Origin of the sequence: Pseudomonas sp. 9.2(2024), from assembly GCF_039695385.1 — a bacterium.
GTDB classification, from domain to species: domain Bacteria; phylum Pseudomonadota; class Gammaproteobacteria; order Pseudomonadales; family Pseudomonadaceae; genus Aquipseudomonas; species Aquipseudomonas paraglycinae.
The window spans coordinates 2,275,334-2,297,727 of the sequence record NZ_CP155585.1 but is presented as its reverse complement, the minus strand read 5'-3'; the positions used below and the strand labels follow the sequence as shown (position 1 = coordinate 2,297,727).

Below are 22,394 nucleotides of genomic sequence, written 5' to 3'. Positions count from 1 at the left end.
TCGACGTGGGAACGATCGGGCGGAAACAAAAATGCCAGGCGCGATGCCTGGCATTTTTTGTAGCTCATCCAACCCGCAAAGGCGAATCAGAACGGCAGTTTCATACCGGCCGGCAGATTCATGCCAGCGGTCATGCTGCCCATTTTCGCCTGGCTGTTGGCTTCGATCTGCCGCACAGCGGCGTTGACGGCAGCGGCCACCAGATCCTCGACCACTTCGCGGTCGTCTTCGTCCAGGCCCGGCAGTACGCTCGGGTCGATGCTGACTTTTTTCACGTCATGACGACCGGTCATCACCACGGTGACCAGATCGCCACCGGCTTTGCCGGTGACTTCGGCGTTGGCCAGTTCTTCCTGCATCTTGGCCATTTTTTCCTGCATCTGCTGCGCCTGCTTCATCAGGCCGGCCATGCCACCTTTCATCATGGGAATCACCTCAAAAGTACTTGGATCAAAACAGCGCCCGGCCAGACAGGCCGGACGCCCTCAGTTATTAGCCCTGACTGACCAGGGCGTCGACAGGTTCAATAGTATCGTGTCGCACGACCGCACCGAACTGCTGCACCATCTGCTGGATGAACGGATCGCCGTGGATCGATTCTTCTGCCTCGCGCTGACGGTTGGCACGACGCCGGGACGCGGCCTGGGCCGGCGTTTCCTGCTCGGGCTTGATCAGCTCGATGGTCAGGGTCAGCGTGCGCCCGTGGAACTGGTTCAGCGCATCGTTGAGACGACGTTGCTGGGTGGCGTTGAACAAGGCGCTGTGGGCCGGGTCCAGGTGCATCAGCCAGTTGTCGCCATCGACCGCAATCAGCGTGCAGTTGGCGGCGATGCTGCCAGTCATGCCGGAGATCGGCAGTTGCGGGAACAGCTCCAGCCATTGCAGGGCCAGACCGGTGGCCGGCGCGGCGGCGGGTTCCGGCTCGGGCTCCGGGGCCGGCTCTGAGGCGTGTTCGCTGGCCAGATCGTCGAGGTAACTGTAGGCCGAATCCATGTCCGGTTCGATGTAGTCCTCGTCGAGCGGCGGCTCGTCGTCCATGTCCATGCCCGGTGTGGCGGCATCGACCTCGGCCACTGACGGCTCGGGAATCGGCGCGGCGGCCCACTCCGGGGCGTCCGGCACGACGCTGTCCGGGGTCGGCAGCGGCATCGGCGGCAAATCCGGTTGTTCGGCGGTGGTTTCCAGCACCGGCTCTACCGCTGGCTGCTGCACAGGCGCCGGTTCTACCGGGTCGTTCCACGGCAGGTCGACGACTTCTTCAACGGCGACCGGCTCGGGCTCTGGCTCAGGAACGGTTTCAGGCGCAATCACCGGGGCAACCGGTGCAGGCTCGGGAGCCGGCGCAGGTGCAACCACCGGCGCTGGCGCGGGCGCAACAGCCGCAGCAACTACCGGCGCAGGTTTCGGCGCGGCAGCCACTGAATTTGCGGAATCAACTGTGGCCTGGCTGATCCCCACTGGCTTTAGCGGTTGCCTCGGGGCGTCCGCCGTGTCTGCCGGCCGGAAGGCCAGCATCCGCAGCAGCACCATTTCGAAACCGCCTCGCGGGTCCGGCGCCAGCGGCAAGTCGCGGCGACCGATCAGGCCCATCTGGTAATAGAACTGCACGTCTTCGGCCGGCAAGGCCTGGGCCAGTGCCAGAACCCGGTCACGGTCGCCGTGGCCGTTGTCGACACCTTCCGGCAAGGCCTGGGCGATGGCGACGCGGTGCAGCACGTTGAGAATTTCCGAGAGCACGCCGTTCCAGTCCGGGCCCTGTTCGGCCAGATGGCGCACGGCCTCTAGCAATGCCTTGGCGTCGCCTTCGATCAGCGCGTGCAGCACGTCGTAAACCTGGCCGTGATCCAGCGTACCGAGCATCGCCCGCACATCGGCGGCCAACACTTTGCCTTCACCGAAGGCAATGGCCTGGTCGGTCAGGCTCATGGCATCACGCATCGAACCGTCGGCCGCGCGGCCGAGCAGCCACAGTGCGTCGTCTTCGAACGGTACGTTTTCGGCGCCCAGAACGTGGGTCAGATGCTCGACCACGCGCTCGGGGGTCATGTTCTTCAGGGAGAACTGCAGGCATCGCGACAAAATCGTTGCCGGAAGTTTCTGCGGGTCGGTGGTCGCCAGGATGAACTTGACGTAGGGCGGCGGCTCTTCGAGGGTTTTCAGCAGCGCATTGAAGGAATGGCTGGAGAGCATGTGCACTTCGTCGATCAGGTAGACCTTGAAGCGCCCGCGGCTTGGTGCGTACTGCACGTTGTCGAGCAGCTCGCGGGTGTCCTCGACCTTGGTCCGGCTCGCGGCGTCGATCTCGATCAGGTCAACAAAACGGCCTTCGTCGATCTCGCGGCACACCGAACACTCGCCACAAGGGCTTGAAGTGATACCTGTTTCACAGTTCAGGCATTTGGCGATGATCCGCGCAATCGTGGTCTTGCCGACGCCCCGCGTACCCGTGAAGAGGTAGGCGTGGTGCAGCCGCTGGCTGTCCAAGGCATTGATCAGAGCCTTGAGCACATGGGTCTGGCCGACCATTTCGCGGAACGAGCGCGGACGCCATTTACGTGCAAGAACCTGATAACTCATCGAAAACCGTCGCGGCAAAGGAAGCAGAAGCGGCTAATGCTAGCGGAGCAAGGGCAAAATTGCATCCGGTGTGCTCGTCTATTCTGGCTAAGCTGCATGAGCGAGGGCTTTTGTCGGCTCGGGATCGGGAATTACCGGAGCGTTTATGCGGTGGGCCGTGGGGGCATTACTGGGATTGAGCCTGAACGCGATGGCGTCGCAACCGCCGCTGCGCTTCGTGGTTGCCGACAGCTGGGCGATGCCGATGGTGCAGATCGAACGCGGCCGCCCGACCCAGGGCATCCTCTACGACATGATGCTCAGCCTGGCGACCCAGATCGGCGTGCCAGCACAATTTCACGTCCTGCCCCGCGCCCGGGTGCAGAACGCCATGGAACACGGCGAAGTCGACGTGCGCTGCTATGCCGCACAATCCTGGCTGCCGAACCTGTCCGGGGATTACATCTGGAGCATTCCGCTGCTGTTCCAGCGTGACCTGCTGATCAGCCGCCAGGACCAACCGCTTAGCGCCGATCCGGCCCACCTGCCCCGCCAGTCGATCGGCACCGTGCTCGGCTACAGCTACCCCACGCTGCAACCGATATTCGACGCCGACCGACTCTGGCGCGAAGACGCGCGCAACCAGGAACAGGTGCTGGACAAGCTGCTGGCCGGCCGCTACCGCTACGCCGTGAGCAATCAATGGACCCTGGACTGGTTCAACCAGCGCCTGCTGCCGGGGCAGCAACTGCAGGCGGTGGCGGTGTTGCAGGAGCAGAAGGTCGGCTGCTATGTGCGCAATGATCCGAACGTGCCGGTGCAGCGGATATTGAGGACGTTGCTGCGGATGAAAATGTCGGGGGAGATTGATGACATTATTCGGTTGTATACCGGGGGCTCGGGCGGCGAGCCGTAAGCCAGACCCTCAATGCCCCGCCGTATCACGAAACCGCTGGTACTCGTGATACTCCACCCACTCGACCACATCGTACGGCACGTATAGCTTCAGCCTGGCCCGGGAGATGGCGATGTACACGGCGCAGATCCGTTGATCGAACGCGTAGGCATCCTTGAATTTCTCGTTGGTCAGCAGCCCCGGCGTCAGCAGCACCTTGTCGAACTCCATGCCACCCGCCTCTTCCGCGAGCATCAGCAGGCAGCCGTTGCCGGCGTTGTCGATCATTCGGTTCAGGCGCGTCAGGTCGGCAATCATGAAGCCGTTTTCCAGCTTGGCCTTGACCCGCAGAAAAGATTCGTCGAACTGGTTGGCGTCACACACTGCCTGCCAGTCGGGCAGGTCGCTGAAATACGGATGCACGCCGTTTTCGCTGAATTCGGAACGGTAGAAGTCAGGTTTGAACAGTTCGATGGCGGTGGCCATGAAATGCTTGAGTTCATCCTGGGTTCGCTTGTCCGGGAATCTGAACTTGCAGTTGGAATCGTGCAGGTGGATGGCCCAGATCATGCTGTCCCAGGGCGATGCCGTCAGCACCACGCAACCCTCGGACGGTACGAAGCCTTCCGGGTATTCCTTGATGACGACGTCAGCATCACTGGCGCCTTCGAACGGAATCTTGCCCTTCTGCGAGTGCCGGGCGATCAGCGGATTGACCAGCCGTTCGACGTTGCGACCCGAACGCACGGAATAGCTGATATCGCTTTGGCGAACCCCACGGTGCCGTTTGACCGGCACACCGCTGGCCTGCTGGTACTCGTCGCCGAGGGTGATCAGCACCTGACGACCGCGCTCGATGATCTGCAACAGGGATCCGGGAATGTCCTGGCTCTCATCGATCAACACGTGCGTGTAGCGCGCCGGCACCACGCAGCCGGCGATGCAGGCGCGCTTGATCATCAGCAGCGCTTCGAACCCGGTCTGGCTGCCCCACGCTGGATTGAGCTCGAGGTAGCCCCACACCCGGCTCGAATACTCCAGCAACACCTGAGCGTCGACGCTGGAGAGTGGCTGGTTGAAATGCGGCAGATGCTTCGCCGAAAACGTGTGATCGCGGAAGCGGCAGTAGCGCTCGATCACTTTGAGGCAGAGCTCAAGGGTCGCCGGCCCGTCGTGGTGGCGGAAACCGAAGATATTCAGTTCCTGCGCCAGCGCCTGACGGGTCGGGATTCGCCCCGCCTCCGCCTGAGGCCTGCGCCCGAGCATCAGCGACTGCGCAAATGCCAGGAAGGTCTTGCCGGCCTTCTTCTCGCTCGGCCCCAGCATGCGCTGACGAAGGACTTCCAGCTTGGCCGGGGTGCGCGCCAGCAACAGGGTTTTTTCCGGGCGTAGATGTTCCAGCAAAGCGACCAGCAGATGGCTTTTGCCGATCCCCGCGTAACCTTGAACGTGCAGGTCTTCGTCCAGGTTGGCGCGGAAGGTTCTGACCAGTTTGTCCTGCGCCGGGCTCAACCAGCGCTCGCGCTGCCGGGGCGTCACGATCGGCTGGGTGAACGGGTCATGGCTGCGATGGCGCCGGACTTTGTATTCGAAATCCCACTGGCCATCGGGCAACAAGTAGTCGCGTGCCGATATTTCTTCGGCCAGCAGAAAACGCAGGTTGAGAGGGTTAAGGATCTTCAGGCCGAAATACAGTTTGCGCGGATCGAACAGTCGCTGCGCTTCCGACAGCAGGCCCGCGGTCGTTGCCTGACGAGTATCCACAGCCCACGCCAACAGCTTGGCCAGAATTTTCTCTGCCGCCACGGCGCCGAGATCCTGCTCTTTCGTCTGCACCAGATTCTGGATGACCAGCACCGCCGCCAACTCCGGATCGGTCAGGCTTTCGAGGGTTTTGGCCCCACCTGCCTGCAACAGGTTCGCGCAGGTTTCATCCGTGACGGGCAAGAACACAGGGCTGGATAGATCGGAATGTTCCGGGAGCATAAAACCTCGCGGCCAGGGCGCGGACCTTGCAAGGTCAATCCTGGCCAGACTCTTCATTTATTTCGGTGGCTGCGAGTATGCGCGATTGCAGGGGAAATGATTACCCCGTGTCGGCGCACTCGGGAGCAGGAGGTTTGGGTACGAGCCGCCAAATCGCAGGCATAAAAAAACCGCAGTGGGCGAAACCCATGCAGTTCAGTCGACGCGTTCGATGTTCGTTAAGGTGGTAACCCTACCAGCCACACCCCGGCACACAATGTTCCCGCTGTGGCTGCTGCCTTCCGGCTCTGACCAGGTTCACGGGTAATCGTTGCGGGGGGACCGATAGGGTCACCATAACGACACTCGCCTGTCGGCGAGCCGCGCCATTGTACCTATCTGAGACGAAGTTACAACCGCTGGTTGAAGATTAAAAATATGAAGGGCTTCAAGCACTTGCTATTGCGCTTGCAGCACCTCGTCCGCGCGGCCGCCCTCTTGCTGGATCACCAGATGAATGAAGTGCAGCTTGGCGATCGCCGCCGGCGGCAGGACGAACGGATAGAAATCCGGCTGGCCCATGCTGCGCGACAGTTCGTTGAGCATCCCCGCCAGTTCGATCCACGCGTTGACGAACGACAGGAACGCCGCGCCGCCAGGATGCTCGGGGTCGTACAGCGTGCTCGACGGAAACGGCTGGTAGTCGAGGTCCATCTCCCGGGCACTCATGCCGAAGCCCAGCGCCGTATCCACCGCGTCCATCATGTGCAGGTAATGCGCCCAGGTTTCCGCCCAGTCTTCCCACGGGTGCATGGTGGCGTAGGCGCTGACGTAATGCTGCGGCCAGTCCGCCGGCGCGCCCTGTTGATAATGCCGCTCCAGCGCCTCGGCATAACTGGCGCGTTCATCGCCGAACAGGTTGCGGAATGAACCGAGCCACGGACCGTTGTCGATCAGGCGATCCCAGTAGTAGTGCCCGACCTCATGGCGAAAGTGCCCGAGCAGCGTGCGATAGGGTTCATGCATCTGCGCCCGGACCTGCTCGCGGTGGGCGTCGTCGGCTTCTTCGATGTCGAGGGTGATCAGGCCGTTGGCGTGGCCGGTCATGGGTGCATTGCCTTGCAGATCGACGCCGATGAAATCGAAGGCCAGGCCGGTGGCTTCGTCGACGGTTTTCGGGACGACCGGCAGGCCGAGGCTGATCAGTTGCGCCACCAGTCGGCGCTTGGCGATTTCCACCTTGCGCCAGCGTTCGGGGTTTTCCGGGACGGACAGATCGGGGATGGTGCGATTCAGAGCACAGGCCGCGCACAGGGTGTCGTGATCATTGGCGGGCAGCAGCCAGTTACAGGCCGCCGGCGTATCAAGGTTGGCGCAGCGCCGGAACAGCCCGGCCTCGGGATCGACGTCCAGCGTCCAGGTGCCCTCTTGCGGCCCCGGTTGCAGCGAGGTCAGGCGACTGTGTTCCGGTTGATAACCCAGCGTCGCGTTGCAGGCCAGGCACTGGCTGTTGCGAAAGAACAGCGACTGGCCGCAGCGGCACGGCCAGACTTTGCTGTTGCGCGAGGATTCGCCCATGAACGGCGCGACGATGCGGGAACTGAGCTGCTCGAAAAAGCGGTACATGGCGATCTCTCCCTTGGGCTTGCCAAGACTAGATCATTCCCGCCCAAAGATCGTTCCCACGCTCTGCGTGGGAACGATCACCTGTCGATCAGTCAGGCGCTGATACCGTGCCCTTTCAGGAACGCGATAAACGCCTCCTCATCCATCACTTTCACGCCCAGTTCGTTGGCCTTGGTCAGTTTCGACCCGGCGCCCGGCCCGGCGACCACGCAATGGGTCTTGGCCGACACGGAGCCGGCGACCTTGGCGCCGAGACTTTCCAGGTGTTCCTTGGCGACGTCGCGGCTCATCAGCTCGACCTTGCCGGTCAGCACCCAGGTTTCCCCGGAAAGTGGCAGACCTTCGACGACTTTCTTTTCGCTCTGCCAGTGCATACCGAAATCGCGCAGTTGCTTCTCGGCGTCTTCAGCCAGTTGACGATGCTCGGGCAAGGCAAAGAACTCGCGAACCGAGTTCGCCTGCTTCTCCGGCAATGCCTGGCGCATGTCCAGCCAGTCAGCGTTCATCACCCCTTCCAGCGTTTCGAACTTGTCCGCCAGCTTCTGCGCCCCGCCCGGCCCGACCGAAGGAATGTGCAGCTTGTCGAGGAAGCCGCCCAGCGTGGTGCTGGCGGCAAACTCGGCGCCCAGCTCGCCCTGATCCTGAATCTGCAAACCGTGGCCCAGCAGCTCGGTGATCACCTGCTGGTTGTGCGCATCTTCGAAGAAGCTGTGAATCTCGTGCGCCACTTCCAGGCCGATGTCTGGCAGGTACGTCAGCACTTGCGGCAAGGCTTGCTGAACACGCTCCAGCGACCCCAGCGAACGCGCCAGCACCTTGGCCGTCTCTTCGCCGACATCCGGAATGCCCAGCGCATAGATGAAGCGCGCCAGACCCGGCTTCTTGCTGTCCTCGATAGCGGCCAGCAACTTGTTGCTCGACACTTCGGCAAAACCTTCGAGGTCGACGATGTCATCGAACTTCAGCGCGTAGAGATCAGCCGGCGAACTGACCAGACCTTCATCGACCAACTGCTCGACGCTCTTGTCGCCAAGGCCTTCGATGTCCATCGCGCGACGGGAGACGAAGTGAATGATCGCCTGCTTGAGCTGCGCACCACAGGCCAGTCGGCCGACGCAGCGATACACCGCACCTTCGCTGATGGTTTCCTTGCCCTTGCTGCGTTTGACCAGTTGCGTGCGTTCGACATGGGAGCCACAAACCGGGCAGCTCTCGGGAATCTGCACCGGCCGCGCATCTTCGGGACGACGCTCGGTCACCACCTGCACCACTTGCGGTATCACGTCACCGGCGCGGCGAATGATCACTGTGTCGCCGATCATCAGACCCAACCGGGCGACTTCATCCATGTTGTGCAGCGTGGCGTTGGCCACGGTGACGCCGGCGACCTTGACCGGTTTCAACCGCGCCACAGGGGTGACGGCGCCGGTGCGGCCGACCTGGAATTCCACGTCGAGCAGTTCGGTGAGTTCTTCCATGGCCGGGAATTTGTGGGCGATGGCCCAGCGCGGTTCCCGGGCGCGGAAGCCCAGTTCGCGCTGGTCGGCAATGCTGTTGACCTTGAACACCACACCGTCAATTTCATAGGCCAGCGAGTTACGGCGTTCGCCGATATCGCGGTAGTAATCCAGGCATTCGCCGATGCCCTTGGCCAGCTTCAATTCGTGGCTGATCGGCATGCCCCAGGCTTGCAGTTGCTTGAGGTTGCCGATGTGGGTGTCGGAAATATCGTGGGAGACCTGACCGATGCCGTAGCAGCAGAATTCCAGCGGACGGTTGGCGGTGATCTTCGAATCCAGCTGTCGCAGGCTGCCGGCGGCGGCGTTGCGCGGGTTGGCGAAGGTCTTGCCGCCGACTTCCAGTTGCGAGGCGTTGAGGCGTTCGAAACCGGCCTTGGACATGAACACTTCGCCGCGCACTTCCAGGGTCGCCGGCCAGCCCGTGCCGTGCAGCTTCAGCGGGATGTTGCGCACGGTGCGCACGTTGACGCTGATGTCTTCGCCAGTGGTGCCGTCGCCGCGCGTGGCGCCGCGTACCAGCACGCCATCCTGATACAGCAGGCTGACCGCCAGGCCATCGAGTTTCGGCTCGCAGCTGTATTCCACCGCCGCGCCACCGCCGAACAGGTCGCCGGCCGGGAGATCCAGACCTTCGGTCACCCGGCGATCGAACTCGCGCATGTCGGTTTCTTCGAAGGCGTTGCCGAGGCTGAGCATCGGCACTTCGTGACGCACCTGGGTGAACGCGGTCAGCGCCACGCTGCCGACACGCTGGGTCGGCGAGTCGCTGGTGATCAGTTCCGGATTGGCCGCTTCCAGCGCCTTGAGCTCGTGGAACAACCGGTCGTACTCGGCATCCGGAATGCTCGGCTCATCGAGGACGTGGTAACGGTAGTTGTGCTGATCGAGTTCAGCGCGCAGCTCTAGAATGCGGTCTTTGGCGGCAGTCATGGGTGTTCTCTCATAAAGCAAAAGAGCAGCCGAGGCTGCTCAATCTATTTTGCCGATTGCCCCTTTATTGCGAGGCAACCTTTTCAATCAACGCTTCTGGGTCAGGGCGCGACGTTCGAATTCGACGATGCGCTGACGGTAGTGCTCGATGGTCTGCGCGGTCAGGACGCTGCGCTGGTCATCTTTCAACTCGCCGTTCAGTTCCTGGGACAGCTTGCGGGCTGCCGCGACCATCACATCGAAGGCCTGCTTCGGATGACGCGGGCCTGGCAGGCCGAGGAAGAAGCTCACCGCCGGGGTGCTGAAATGGTCGATGTCGTCCAGATCAAAGATGCCCGGCTTGACCGCGTTGGCCATGGAGAACAGCACTTCACCGTTGCCGGCCATGCTTTCGTGACGGTGGAAGATATCCATCTCGCCGAAACGCAGACCGCTTTCCAGAATGTTCTGCAGCAGTGCCGGGCCCTTGAAGCCGGCCGGGTCGCGGCAGATCACGCTGATCACCAGCACTTCTTCGGCTTGCGGCTGATCTTTATCAGCAACCGCCGGCGACGACTTGGCGGCAGGCTCGACGAAATCATCGTCGCGGCTGCTGAAGCTCGGGCCGCCGTCCAGATCCAGATCGAGGTTCAGGTCGCCCTGGGCCGGACCGTTGCTGCCGCGCTTGCCGCGCTTGGAACCGGATTCGCGAGGCTCGCGTGCTTCGCGGGCCGGCATGCTCACCGATGGCAGATCGTGTTCGTCCAGTTGCGGCTCTTTATGGGTATCCAGCACGCGGGCCGGGCCCAACAGCTCAGCGCTGGTGTCCTCGTCCGGCAGGTTGGACAGACTTCGGTCAAGACGGAATTTCAGTTTTCCCTTGCCGCCGCGCATACGGCGCCAGCCATCGAAAAGAATACCGGCTATCACAATGATGCCGATGACGATCAGCCACTCGCGCAGACCGATTTCCATGTAATCCCGTGCCTCTATAAAAAATGCTGAAAAATAAGGGGTTTACACTGTGCAAACCGCTTTAAAACGTGGCGCCAACTCTATGTTCTGACAGGCGTTTTGCCCACGTATACGAAAAATTGACATTAAACTAGCACGACCAAAGACAACTTTACACCGTCTGTCTCATTGGCTTGCGCGATTATGTCGATTGGCCAGCAAGTCGAAGCCGGTAAATATGTCCTACAGACTACAAATACCTTTTCCGACACGCGCCGGCTCAGGCATCCACCATCGCCATCGCCTCCTCGACATCCACGGCTACCAGTCGCGAACAACCCGGCTCGTGCATCGTCACGCCCATCAACTGGTCAGCCATTTCCATGGCGATCTTGTTGTGGGTGATATAGATGAACTGCACGGTCTGCGACATCTCTTTGACCAATCGTGCGTAGCGTCCAACGTTAGCGTCATCCAGTGGTGCGTCAACTTCATCGAGCATGCAGAACGGCGCCGGATTCAACTTGAAGATCGCAAAAACCAGTGCCAGCGCGGTCAGGGCCTTCTCGCCACCGGAGAGCAAATGGATGGTGCTGTTCTTCTTCCCGGGCGGCTGCGCCATGATCGTCACCCCTGTATCGAGTAGATCTTCGCCCGTCAGTTCCAAATACGCCCGCCCGCCACCGAAAACTTTCGGGAAAAGCGCCTGTAAACCGCCATTGATCTGATCAAAGGTATCTTTGAAACGGTTACGGGTTTCCTTGTCGATCTTGCGGATGACGTTTTCCAGGGTCTCCAGGGCTTCGACCAGATCGGCGTCCTGGGCATCCAGATAACGTTTACGCTCGGATTGTTGCGTGTATTCGTCGATCGCCGCGAGGTTGATCGCGCCCAGGCGCTGAATGCGCGCGGCGATGCGTTCAAGTTCTTCTTCGGCAGCCTTCTCGCTGGCCTCGGCGGTCAGGGTGTTGAGCACGCCGTGCAGATCGTAGCCGTCTTCCAGCAGTTGATCCTGCAGGGCCTTGCGGCGCACGGTCAGGGCTTGCCATTCCATGCGTTGCTGTTCGAGCTGGCCACGGATCAATTGCGATTGCTGCTCGGCCTGGGTCCGGCGTTTTTCCGCGTCGCGCAGTTCGCGATCGGCATCTTCCAGGGCGATCTGCGCGGTCTTGAGTTCGTCGTCGACGCTCATGCGCTTGTCGAGCAACTCTTCGAGTTTGAGGCGCAGCTCTTCCAGCGGCGCTTCGCCCTCCTCCAGATTCAGGCTGAGCTGTTCACGTTTTTCGGTGAGGCGCTCGGCCTGCATTTCCAGACGTTCAAGGGCCTGGCGGGTCGAATCGTGTTGTGCGCGCAGCGAGCCGAGGCGCACGGCCAATTGATGGGCGTGATCCTTGTGCTGGCGCGCTTCCTGACGCACCCGATCCAGTCGTTCGCGCAGGCTGTCGCGCTGGGCCAGCAGCAATTCGCGCTGCTCGGTGTCGAGGGCCATGGCGTCGAGGGCGTCCTGCAACTGGATCCGCGCTTCGCCGATGTTTTCGTGTTCCAGCTCGCGCTGCTCGGCGAGCTCGACCAGTTCTTCGTCGAGGCGGGTGCGACGCAGGTTCAACTGCTCGGCCTTGGCTTTGCCGGCGGACAGCTGAGCTTTCAACTCGCCTTGCTGACGGGCTTCGTCTTGCAGCAAGCGACGTAGGTGTTCGCGACCGTTTTCCTGCTGACGCTGTTGCGCGCGCAGGGTTTGCAGACGGGTTTCCATGGCCTCGACCGTGGCTTCACGCTCTTCGCGTTCGGCATGCAGCGATTCGATTTCCTGGCCGCGCGCGAGCATGCCGCTTTCGGCTTCGCTGGCGCGGCGCACCCGCAGGAAATGCCGGCCAACCCAGTAACCGTCGCGGCTGATCAGGCTTTGCCCGGCAGCCAGTTGGCCACGCATAGCCAGCGCCTGTTCAAGGCTATCGACCGGTTTGACCTGAGCGAGCCAGGGCGACAAATCGACCTGCGCCTCGACCTTGTCCAGCAGGCTGCCGGCCACGCGCACGCCGTCATTGCCGGGGCTGAGCAAACGCAGATCGCCCTGGGCAAAACCAGACAGATCGAAGCCGTCGAAATCATCCACCAGCACCGCTTGCAGGTCGGCGCCGAGCACGGTTTCCACCGCCAGCTCCCAACCGGCCTCGACCTTCAGGCCTTCGGCCAGACGCGGGCGCTCGGCGAGGTTGTGTTCCTTCAGCCATTCGGCAGTGCCGGTGCCCGGATCGAGCGCGGCCTGCTGCAAGGCTTCCAGCGATGCAAGGCGACCATTGAGGCGCTGCAAATCGCCCTGCGCCTGTTGCTGCGCGGTCAGCGCTTGCTGCAATTCCTGGCGCAGTTGCTCGAGTTTTTCGACCTGGGCTTCTTCGCTGGTCTGCAAATCTTCAAGGGTGGCTTCGGACTCGGCGAGCTGTTCGCTGAGTTCCATGATCGCCGCGTCTTCCGGATCGGCCGACAGCAGCGCGCGCTCTTCGCCCAGACGCTTTTGCCGATCGGCCAGGCGCTCCATGCTGGTTTCCAGCTGCTGGATGCGCGACTGCTGCACTTCGGCCTGACGACGGGGTTCGGCGGCGGTCAGATTGAAGGCGTCCCACTGCTCCTGCCAGCCGTGCATGACGGCTTCGGAATCTTCCAGCGCAGCGGCAGCTTCTTCGGCCGCGGCGTTGGTGATTTCCTGCTCGGGGGTCAGTTGATCGAGCTCTTCGCCGAGGGTCAGCAGCAAGGTGCGGTCGTGGCCCAGGTGCGATTCGGTTTCGAGGCGTGCGCGCTCGGCTTCTTTCAAATCGTCCTGCAATTGGCGCAAGCGCTGCTGGCCGTGCTGGATGCTCTGCTCGACCCGGGCGATGTCGCCGCCGACCGAATAGAAGCGCCCCTGCACCAGATTGAAGCGCTCGGACAGGTCATGGTGCCCGTCGCGCAGGCGTTCAATCGCCGCGTCGGCGTTGCGCTGTTCGGCGACCAGCGCTTCAAAGCTGATTTCCTGGTTGCCGATGATCGATTCGCGCTGACCGACCTGATCGTTCAGATCCTGCCAGCGCAGGGCCGACAGTTGCGCCTTGAGCTGGCGTTCTTCAGCCTTGTATTCCTGATACTTCTTGGCGGCCTCGGCCTGCCGGTGCAGGCGTTCGAGCTGGCGCTCGAGTTCTTCGCGCAGGTCAGTCAGACGGGCAAGGTTTTCGTGAGTGCGGCGGATGCGGTTTTCAGTCTCGCGCCGACGCTCCTTGTACTTGGAGATGCCGGCGGCTTCTTCGATGAAGTTACGCAGGTCTTCCGGCTTGGACTCGATCAGCTTGGAGATCATCCCCTGCTCGATGATCGAGTAGCTGCGCGGGCCGAGGCCGGTGCCGAGGAAAATGTCGGTGATGTCGCGACGACGGCATTTGGCGCCGTTGAGGTAATAAGTCGTCTGGCTGTCGCGGGTCACTTTGCGGCGAATCGAGATTTCCGCATACGCCGCCCACTCGCCCAGCAGCGTGCCGTCGGAGTTGTCGAACACCAGTTCGATGCTCGCCTGGCTCACCGGTTTGCGGCTGGTCGAGCCGTTGAAGATGACGTCGGTCATCGACTCGCCACGCAGGTTCTTGGCCGAGCTTTCGCCCATCACCCAGCGCACGGCGTCGATGATGTTCGACTTGCCGCAACCGTTCGGCCCGACGACCGCCGCCATGTTACTGGGGAAGTTCACCGTGGTCGGATCGACGAAGGATTTGAACCCCGCCAGCTTGATGCACTTGAGCCGCAAGGTCAGGCAACCGTCAGGGCGGACACCACCAGATCGCAGCTGCGCTGGGCGTAAGCCGTCAGCACGATGCGGATCTGCGGCAGGTCACGGGCGAGGACGGCGGCGAGCAGGCGTTCGAACAGTTCGAGGAACTCGCTCATCTCGGCCTTGCGCTGTTCCAGCGCTAGGAAGTACGCACGGCTCATGGCCGGTTGCAGGTTTTCCACCGTTTCCTGCAAGTACGGGTTGTTGGCGAACGGGTACGCCGCGCGCATCACGTTGAAGCTGTCGTCGACGAAGGTGCGGATGTCCTGACGCTCGTAGCTGGCGGTCAGGCGCTGCTGGATCTGCACGAACGGCGCCATGTCGGACTGGACTTGCCAGCCATTGGCCACTGCGTTGCCGAGCAGGATGTACAACTCGCTCATCAGCGTGCACAGGCTCTGCACCTTGTGCGCCGTCAGCTCAGTGACGTGGGCGCCACGGCGCGGCAGGATCGCGATCAGGTGACGGCGCTCGAGGATCAGCAAGGCTTCGCGGACCGAGCCGCGGCTGACGTTCAGCGCCAGCGTGACCTTCTGTTCCTGGATACGCTCTCCCGGCTTCATTTCGCCGCGAATGATCCGTTCGGCGAGGTGGTGAGCGATTTGCTCGGCGAGGCTGTCCGGCGCCTTGAACGTCATGGTTGTCCTTCAAACTCTTCGATCTGCACAAGCGGCGCAGTGTAGCGCAATGCGCGGTCATGGCGGAGTGCCCGCACAGCGGTTTTTGGCACGATTCCCGCAAAAAAGCGCTTGATCCAATGAGGGTCAATACTGAAGAGACACGTGGTTGAGCGACAAAACGGTTTTTCCTGACCTTTAAGTCAGAAAACCATTGACCGAAAAGTCAGACCTGCTAAATTCGGCTCAAGTCGCTCAACAACAATAATGAGTCTGCGAGGCCTTCCGTGATCCAGTTTTTACTTAACCAGGAACTCCGTAGCGAGCACGCCCTGGACCCGAACCTGACTGTGCTCAACTACCTGCGCGAACACGTGGGTAAATCCGGCACCAAAGAAGGCTGCGCCAGCGGTGACTGCGGCGCCTGTACGGTGGTGGTCGGCGAGTTGCAGACGGATGACGATGGCCGCGAGCACATTCGCTATCGCAGCCTCAACTCGTGCCTGACGTTCGTTTCGTCGCTGCACGGCAAGCAATTGATCAGCGTCGAAGACCTCAAGCACAAAGGCGAACTGCACAGCGTGCAGAAAGCCATGGTCGAGTGCCACGGTTCGCAGTGCGGTTTCTGCACCCCCGGATTCGTGATGTCGCTGTTCGCCCTGCAAAAGAACAGCGATGCACCGGATCAGGCCAAGGCCCACGAAGCGCTGGCGGGCAACCTCTGCCGCTGCACCGGCTACCGGCCGATCCTGGCCGCCGCCGAACAATCCTGCTGCGCCAAGCAACCGGATCAGTTCGACGCCCGTGAAGCCGAAACCATCTCCCGCCTCAAAGCCATTGCCCCGACGTCGATCGGCGAACTCAACAGCGGCGACAAACGCTGCCTGGTGCCGCTGACCGTGGCCGATCTGGCCGATCTCTACGACGCTTATCCACAGGCCCGCCTGCTGGCTGGCGGCACCGATCTGGCGCTGGAAGTCACTCAGTTCCACCGCACGTTGCCGGTGATGATCTACGTCGGCAACGTCGCCGAAATGAAGCGCATCGAGCACTTCGAGGATCGCATCGAAATCGGCGCCGCCACCGCCCTCTCCGACTGCTACGAAGCGCTGAACGCCGAGTACCCGGACTTCGGCGAACTGCTGCACCGCTTCGCCTCGCTGCAGATCCGCAACCAGGGCACCCTCGGCGGCAACATCGGCAACGCCTCGCCGATCGGTGACTCGCCACCGCTGCTGATTGCCCTCGGCGCGCAGATCGTGCTGTGCAAGGGCGAGACCCGCCGCACGCTGGCCCTCGAGGATTACTTCATCGATTACCGGGTTACCGCACGTCAGGAAAGCGAGTTCATCGAGAAGATCATCGTCCCACGCGCCACGGCCGAGCAGCGCTTCCGCGCCTACAAAGTCTCCAAGCGTCTGGACGACGACATCTCTGCCGTCTGCGCCGCGTTCAACCTGCGGGTCGAGAACGGCGTGATCACCGACGCCCGCGTCGCATTCGGTGGCATGGCCGCAATCCCGAAACGCGCCGCTCATTGCGAAGCCGTGCTGCTCGGTCAGCCGTTCAACAACGCTGTGGTCGAACGCGCCTGCACCGCGCTGGGCGAGGATTTCACCCCGCTCTCGGACTTCCGCGCCAGCAAGGAATACCGCCTGCTCAGCGCGCAGAACCTGCTGCGCAAATACTTCATCGAACTGCAAACACCGCACATCGAGACTCGGGTGACCGCTTATGTCTAACCATCACGGCGTAGAGAAAACTCAAGCTGAACTGGCTGAATTGTTCGCCAAGGACCTGACCACCGGCGTCGGCCGCAGCGTCAAGCACGACAGCGCCGCCAAGCATGTGTCCGGTGAAGCGCAGTACATCGACGACCGCCTGGAATTCCCAAACCAGTTGCACGTTTACGCACGGCTGTCGGATCGCGCCCACGCGAAAATCATCAGCATCGACACCAAGCCCTGCTACGCCTTCGAAGGCGTGCGCATCGCCATTACCCACGAAGACGTACCGGGCCTGAAAGACATCGGCCCGCTGCTGCCGGGTGATCCGCTGCTGGCCATCGATGACGTGCAGTTCGTCGGTCAACCGGTGCTGGCCGTTGCCGCGAAAGACCTCGAAACCGCACGCAAGGCCGCCATGGCCGCGATCATCGAATACGAAGATCTGGAGCCGGTGCTGGACGTGGTCGAAGCCCTGCGCAAGCGCCACTTCGTGCTCGACAGCCACACCCATCAGCGCGGCGATTCGACCACGGCGCTGGCCACGGCCGAACATCGTATTCAGGGCACGCTGCACATCGGCGGCCAGGAACACTTCTATCTGGAAACCCAGATCTCCTCGGTAATGCCGACCGAAGATGGCGGCATGATCGTTTACTGCTCGACCCAGAACCCCACCGAAGTGCAGAAACTGGTGGCCGAAGTTCTCGACGTGTCGATGAATAAAATCGTGGTCGACATGCGCCGCATGGGCGGTGGTTTCGGCGGCAAGGAAACCCAGGCCGCCAGCCCGGCGTGCCTGTGCGCCGTGATTGCGCACCTCACCGGCCAGCCGACCAAGATGCGCCTGCCACGGGTCGAAGACATGCTGATGACCGGCAAGCGTCACCCGTTCTACGTCGAGTACGACGTCGGCTTCGACAGCACCGGGCGCCTGCACGGCATCGCCATGGACCTGGCCGGTAACTGCGGCTGCTCGCCTGACCTATCGGCCTCGATCGTTGACCGGGCGATGTTCCACTCGGACAACTCGTACTACCTGGGCGATGCGACCATCAACGGTCACCGCTGCAAGACCAACACCGCGTCGAACACTGCCTACCGTGGTTTCGGCGGCCCGCAAGGAATGGTCGCGATCGAGGAAGTGATGGACGCCATCGCCCGTCACCTGAACCTCGATCCGCTGGCCGTGCGCAAGGCCAACTACTACGGCAAGACCGAGCGCAACGTCACCCACTACTACCAGACCGTCGAGCACAACATGCTCGAGGAGATGACCGCTGAACTGGAAGAAAGCAGCCAGTACGCCGAGCGTCGCGAAGCGATCCGTCGCTACAACGCCAACAGCCCGATCCTGAAAAAAGGCCTGGCGCTGACCCCGGTGAAATTCGGCATTTCCTTCACTGCCAGCTTCCTCAATCAGGCCGGTGCGCTGGTGCACGTCTACACCGACGGCAGCATCCACCTGAACCACGGCGGCACGGAAATGGGCCAGGGTCTGAACACCAAAGTCGCGCAGGTCGTGGCCGAAGTGTTCCAGGTGGAAATGGACCGTGTGCAGATCACCGCGACCAACACCGACAAAGTGCCGAACACCTCGCCGACCGCGGCCTCCAGCGGCGCCGACCTCAACGGCAAAGCGGCGCAGAACGCTGCCGAGACAATCAAGCGGCGTCTGGTCGAATTCGCCGCGCGGCACTACAAGGTCAGCGAAGAAGACGTGGAATTCCACAACGGCCACGTACGGGTGCGTGACCACATCCTGACCTTCGAAGCGCTGATCCAGCTGGCGTATTTCAATCAGGTGTCGCTGTCGAGCACCGGGTTCTACAAGACTCCGAAAATCTACTACGACCGCAGCCAGGCCCGTGGTCGGCCGTTCTACTACTTCGCCTTCGGCGCGGCGTGCTGCGAAGTGATCGTCGACACCCTGACCGGCGAGTACAAAATGCTGCGTACCGACATCCTCCACGACGTCGGCGCCTCGCTGAACCCGGCCATCGACATCGGCCAGGTCGAGGGCGGTTTCGTTCAGGGCATGGGCTGGCTGACCATGGAAGAACTGGTGTGGAACAACAAGGGCAAGCTGATGACCAACGGCCCGGCCAGCTACAAGATCCCGGCCGTGGCGGACATGCCGCTGGACCTGAGGGTGAAACTGGTGGAAAACCGCAAGAACCCGGAAGACACGGTGTTCCACTCCAAGGCTGTGGGTGAGCCGCCTTTCATGCTCGGCATCGCCGCGTGGTGCGCGATCAAGGATGCGGTGGCCAGCCTCGGCGACTACAAGCATCAACCGAAGATCGACGCGCCGGCGACCCCGGAGCGGGTGTTGTGGGGTTGCGAGCAGATGCGCCAGCTCAAGGCGGTGAAAGCCGTCGAAGCTGAAACCGAGGTCGTTTGATGATCGTTCCCACGCTCTGCGTGGGAATGCAGCCGGCGACGCTCTGCGTCGCATCCTGAACAGCGGACGCGGAGCGTCCAGTGATGCATTCCCACGCGACGGTTCGACGTGGGAACGATCTGAGAGGTGAGATATGTACAACTGGATCGACGCCCTCGCCGACCTGCAGAACCAGGGCGAACCCTGTGTTCTGGTGACGATCATCGAAGAGCTCGGCTCGACGCCGCGCAATGCCGGCTCGAAAATGGTCGTCAGCGCCCGCCAGACCTTCGACACCATCGGTGGCGGGCACCTGGAATACAAAGCCATGCAGATCGCCCGCGACATGCTCGCCAGCGGCAAGCAGGACACCCATCTGGAGCGCTTCAGCCTCGGCGCCAGCCTCGGCCAGTGCTGCGGCGGCGCCACGGTGCTGCTGTTCGAACCGATGGGCCAGATGCAGGCGCAGATCGCCGTGTTCGGCGCCGGTCATGTCGGTCGCGCGCTGGTACCCTTGCTCGCCAGCCTGCCCTGCCGGGTGCGTTGGATCGATTCCCGGGAAGAGGAATTCCCCGAGCAGATTCCCCACGGCGTGCGCAAAATCGTCGCCGAGGAGCCTGTGGATGAAATCGACGACCTGCCCGCCGGCAGCTACTGCATCGTCATGACCCACAACCATCAGCTGGATCTGGAACTCACCGCCGCGATCCTCAAGCGCAACGACTTTACCTGGTTCGGCCTGATCGGTTCGAAAACCAAACGGGCCAAGTTCGAACATCGCCTGCGTGACCGTGGCTTCGACGCCAGCGTCGTGCAACGCATGCGCTGCCCGATGGGCATCGGCGAAGTCAAAGGCAAGTTGCCTGTGGAAATCGCCATCTCCATCGCCGGCGAAATCATCGCCACCTATAACGCCAATTTCGGCCAGCACACCGCCAGCGCCGAACCGATTGCCAAACTGCTGCCGGTTTCGCGCCGCAGTCAGGCCGCCACACTCAAAGCCTCAAACTGATTAGAGAACCCTCATGCCTCTGACTCGCAAAGCCTACCGCGCCGCCATCCTGCACAGCATCGCCGACCCTGCCGAGGTCGGCATCGAAGCCTCCTACGAGTATTTCGAGGACGGCCTGCTGGTGGTCGATGACGGCAAGATCAGCGCCCTCGGCCACGCCAGCGAACTGCTGCCGACCCTGCCGGCGGACATCGAGATCACGCATCACAAGGATGCGCTGATCACCCCGGGCTTCATCGACACCCACATCCACCTGCCGCAGACCGGCATGGTCGGCGCCTATGGCGAGCAACTGCTGGACTGGCTGAACACCTACACCTTCCCGTGCGAAAGCCAGTTCGCCGACAAGGCCCACGCCGATGAAGTGGCGGACATTTTCATCAAGGAACTGCTGCGCAACGGCACCACCACCGCGCTGGTGTTCGGCAGCGTGCATCCGCAATCGGTGAACTCGTTCTTCGAAGCGGCCGAGAAGCTGGATCTGCGGATGATCGCCGGCAAGGTGATGATGGACCGCAACGCGCCGGACTACCTGACCGACACCCCGGAATCGAGCTACGTCGACAGCAAGGCGCTGATCGAGCGCTGGCACGGCAAGGGTCGTCTGCACTATGCCGTCACCCCGCGTTTCGCCCCGACCAGCACCCCGGAACAGCTGACCCTCGCCGGCCAGTTGCTCAGCGAATACCCGGATCTGTACATGCAGACCCACATCAGCGAAAACCTCAAGGAAGTCGAGTGGGTCAAGGCGCTGTTCCCTGAGCGCAAGGGCTATCTGGACGTCTACGACCACTACCAATTGCTCGGCGAGCGCTCGGTGTTCGCCCACGGCGTGCACCTGTGCGACGACGAATGTGCGCGTCTGGCGGAGACCGGTTCGGCGGTTGCGTTCTGCCCGACCTCGAACTTCTTCCTCGGCAGCGGCCTGTTCAACCTGCCGATGGCCGAGAAGCACAAACTGAACGTCGGCCTCGGGACTGACGTCGGCGGCGGCACCAGTTTCTCGCTGCTGCAAACCCTGAACGAAGCCTACAAGGTGATGCAACTGCAAGGCGCACGCCTGAGCCCGTTCAAATCGCTATACCTCGCTACCCTCGGCGGCGCGCGGGCACTGCGTCTGGAAGACAGGATCGGCAACCTGCAACCAGGCTCCGACGCCGACTTCCTGGTGCTGGACTACAACGCCACGCCGCTGCTGAGCTACCGCTTGAAGCAGGCCAACAACATTGCCGAAACGCTGTTCGTGCTGATGACCCTGGGCGATGACCGCACTGTGGCTCAGACCTATGCGGCGGGCGCGCTGGTGCACCAGCGCTAACTGATCGCTTGATCGTTCCCACGCTCCGCGTGGGAATGCAGCCCGTGACGCTCCGCGTCACTGGACGCGGAGCGTCCCCAGAGGCATTCCCACGCAGAGCGTGGGAACGATCAGACGGACAAAAAAAATCCCCCGGTACTTTGCAGTCCGGGGGATTTTTATTGCCTGTCGATTCGCCTCAGAGCTTGACCGCCGGACGCCCTGGCTTCTTGGTCTGCAACAGGTGCGAGAACACTGCATGCAGATCGTCCGAAGCACTTTCCTCGTCGAGGTTGAGCTTGCTGTCGATGTGATCCATGTGATGCATCATCAGGTCCACCGCCAGCTCGCCATTGCGCGCTTCGATGGCATCGATCAACTGGGTGTGCTCGTCGTAGGAACAGTGCGAGCGGTTGCCGCTTTCATATTGGGCAATGATCAGCGACGTCTGCGAAACCAGGCTGCGCTGGAAGCTGATCAACGGCGCGTTCTTCGCCGCTTCGGCCAGTTTCAGGTGGAATTCACCCGAGAGACGGATGCCGGCACCGCGATCGCCACGGGAGAAGCTGTCGCGCTCGTCGTTGACCATCTGGCGCAGTTCGGCGATCTGCTCGGCGGTGGCGTGTTGCACCGCCAGCTCGGTGATCGCGCGTTCCACCAGACGTCGGGCGAGGAACACCTGACGCGCCTCTTCAACGCTCGGGCTGGCAACGACTGCGCCACGGTTCGGCCGCAAAAGCACCACGCCTTCATGGGCCAGACGCGAGAGCGCGCGGCGAATGATGGTGCGGCTGACCCCGAAAATTTCCCCCAGCGCTTCTTCGCTCAACTTTGTGCCGGGCGCCAGGCGCTGTTCGAGGATGGCCTCGAAGATATGCGCATAGACAATATCGTCCTGGGTTCCGCTGCGGCCGGCTTTGCCTGCTCGCGGTTGTTTCTTGAGGGGTTGCAACTGTTCGTTCATGGGCACTCGAGTCGGGAAGAACGGCGGCGAATTGACCGTGACTGTAATACGGCACAGTGGGTCGCTGGCAAGTATCGCGTAAAAAACAGCGCGATTGTACACAATGGAAGGTGGCAACACGACTGTACGGCTGTTTGTGGCTTCGGCTGTATTGCAACGCTCCGTTACGTTTGAGTTTA

The 22,394-nt window shown here is 62.0% G+C and carries 14 protein-coding genes and 1 other RNA gene; 5 read left to right on the top strand and 10 right to left on the bottom strand.

Translation table 11 applies throughout. The features are described from left to right. Positions 1-86: 86 nt before the first annotated feature. Both ABFB52_RS10370 and dnaX read right to left on the bottom strand, forming a co-directional pair. Positions 87-425, bottom strand: coding sequence for a YbaB/EbfC family nucleoid-associated protein (locus ABFB52_RS10370; RefSeq protein ID WP_007951650.1), 339 nt, complete (start codon positions 423-425; stop codon positions 87-89). Positions 426-492: 67 nt separating this feature from the next. Continuing rightward, the gene (gene dnaX, locus ABFB52_RS10365; RefSeq protein ID WP_129973094.1) at positions 493-2,577 is read right to left on the bottom strand and encodes a DNA polymerase III subunit gamma/tau; all 2,085 of its coding nucleotides are present in this window, start codon (positions 2,575-2,577) and stop codon (positions 493-495) included. Between the two features lie 145 nt (positions 2,578-2,722). Here dnaX and ABFB52_RS10360 point away from each other — a divergent pair, with 145 nt between their 5' ends. Further along, complete coding sequence (locus tag ABFB52_RS10360) at positions 2,723-3,472, top strand: transporter substrate-binding domain-containing protein (RefSeq protein WP_129973093.1); 750 nt, start codon at positions 2,723-2,725, stop codon at positions 3,470-3,472. Positions 3,473-3,481: 9 nt separating this feature from the next. Here ABFB52_RS10360 and ABFB52_RS10355 read toward each other — a convergent pair whose 3' ends face one another. From ABFB52_RS10355 to ABFB52_RS10325, 7 genes are all read right to left on the bottom strand, one after another. Continuing rightward, positions 3,482-5,437 carry a hypothetical protein gene (locus ABFB52_RS10355; protein ID WP_129973092.1) on the bottom strand — a complete coding sequence of 652 codons (1,956 nt, stop codon included), beginning with the start codon at positions 5,435-5,437 and terminating at the stop codon, positions 3,482-3,484. 230 nt (positions 5,438-5,667) lie between these two features. After that, positions 5,668-5,764, bottom strand: an RNA gene (ffs, locus tag ABFB52_RS10350) — signal recognition particle sRNA small type. Between the two features lie 111 nt (positions 5,765-5,875). Next, entirely contained in the window at positions 5,876-7,042 is a 1,167-nt protein-coding gene (locus tag ABFB52_RS10345) for a putative zinc-binding metallopeptidase (protein WP_102717721.1), read from the bottom strand. A 92-nt stretch (positions 7,043-7,134) separates the two neighbouring features. Continuing rightward, positions 7,135-9,492, bottom strand: a complete 2,358-nt coding sequence (gene ligA / locus ABFB52_RS10340) for an NAD-dependent DNA ligase LigA (RefSeq protein ID WP_129973091.1) — start codon at positions 9,490-9,492, stop codon at positions 7,135-7,137. 87 nt (positions 9,493-9,579) lie between these two features. Beyond that, positions 9,580-10,446, bottom strand: coding sequence for a cell division protein ZipA (gene zipA, locus ABFB52_RS10335; protein WP_064378762.1), 867 nt, complete (start codon positions 10,444-10,446; stop codon positions 9,580-9,582). A gap of 259 nt (positions 10,447-10,705) precedes the next feature. Beyond that, entirely contained in the window at positions 10,706-14,194 is a 3,489-nt protein-coding gene (gene smc, locus ABFB52_RS10330) for a chromosome segregation protein SMC (RefSeq protein ID WP_085747895.1), read from the bottom strand. Between the two features lie 2 nt (positions 14,195-14,196). Beyond that, positions 14,197-14,856: a GntR family transcriptional regulator gene (locus ABFB52_RS10325; protein WP_007952019.1), complete on the bottom strand. Its 660-nt coding sequence runs from the start codon at positions 14,854-14,856 to the stop codon at positions 14,197-14,199. A 266-nt stretch (positions 14,857-15,122) separates the two neighbouring features. On the opposite strand from ABFB52_RS10325, the gene xdhA reads away from it, so the two are divergent. The 4 genes from xdhA (at position 15,123) to guaD (ending at position 21,272) form a co-directional block, all read left to right on the top strand. After that, positions 15,123-16,577 (top strand): xanthine dehydrogenase small subunit, encoded by a 1,455-nt coding sequence (xdhA, locus tag ABFB52_RS10320; RefSeq protein ID WP_102717724.1) that lies wholly within the window; start codon positions 15,123-15,125, stop codon positions 16,575-16,577. Beyond that, positions 16,570-18,963: a xanthine dehydrogenase molybdopterin binding subunit gene (gene xdhB / locus ABFB52_RS10315; protein WP_129973090.1), complete on the top strand. Its 2,394-nt coding sequence runs from the start codon at positions 16,570-16,572 to the stop codon at positions 18,961-18,963. Before xdhA ends, xdhB begins: the two co-directional genes overlap by 8 nt. 133 nt (positions 18,964-19,096) lie before the next feature. Further along, entirely contained in the window at positions 19,097-19,954 is an 858-nt protein-coding gene (gene xdhC / locus ABFB52_RS10310) for a xanthine dehydrogenase accessory protein XdhC (protein ID WP_129973089.1), read from the top strand. 13 nt (positions 19,955-19,967) lie between these two features. Further along, entirely contained in the window at positions 19,968-21,272 is a 1,305-nt protein-coding gene (gene guaD, locus ABFB52_RS10305) for a guanine deaminase (RefSeq protein ID WP_085747899.1), read from the top strand. Positions 21,273-21,450: 178 nt separating this feature from the next. Here the strand turns inward: guaD and ABFB52_RS10300 are convergent, their stop codons facing one another. Continuing rightward, on the bottom strand, positions 21,451-22,215 hold the full coding sequence (locus ABFB52_RS10300) for a GntR family transcriptional regulator (protein WP_007952027.1): 765 nt from the start codon (positions 22,213-22,215) through the stop codon (positions 21,451-21,453). Between the last annotated feature and the right edge of the window lie 179 nt (positions 22,216-22,394).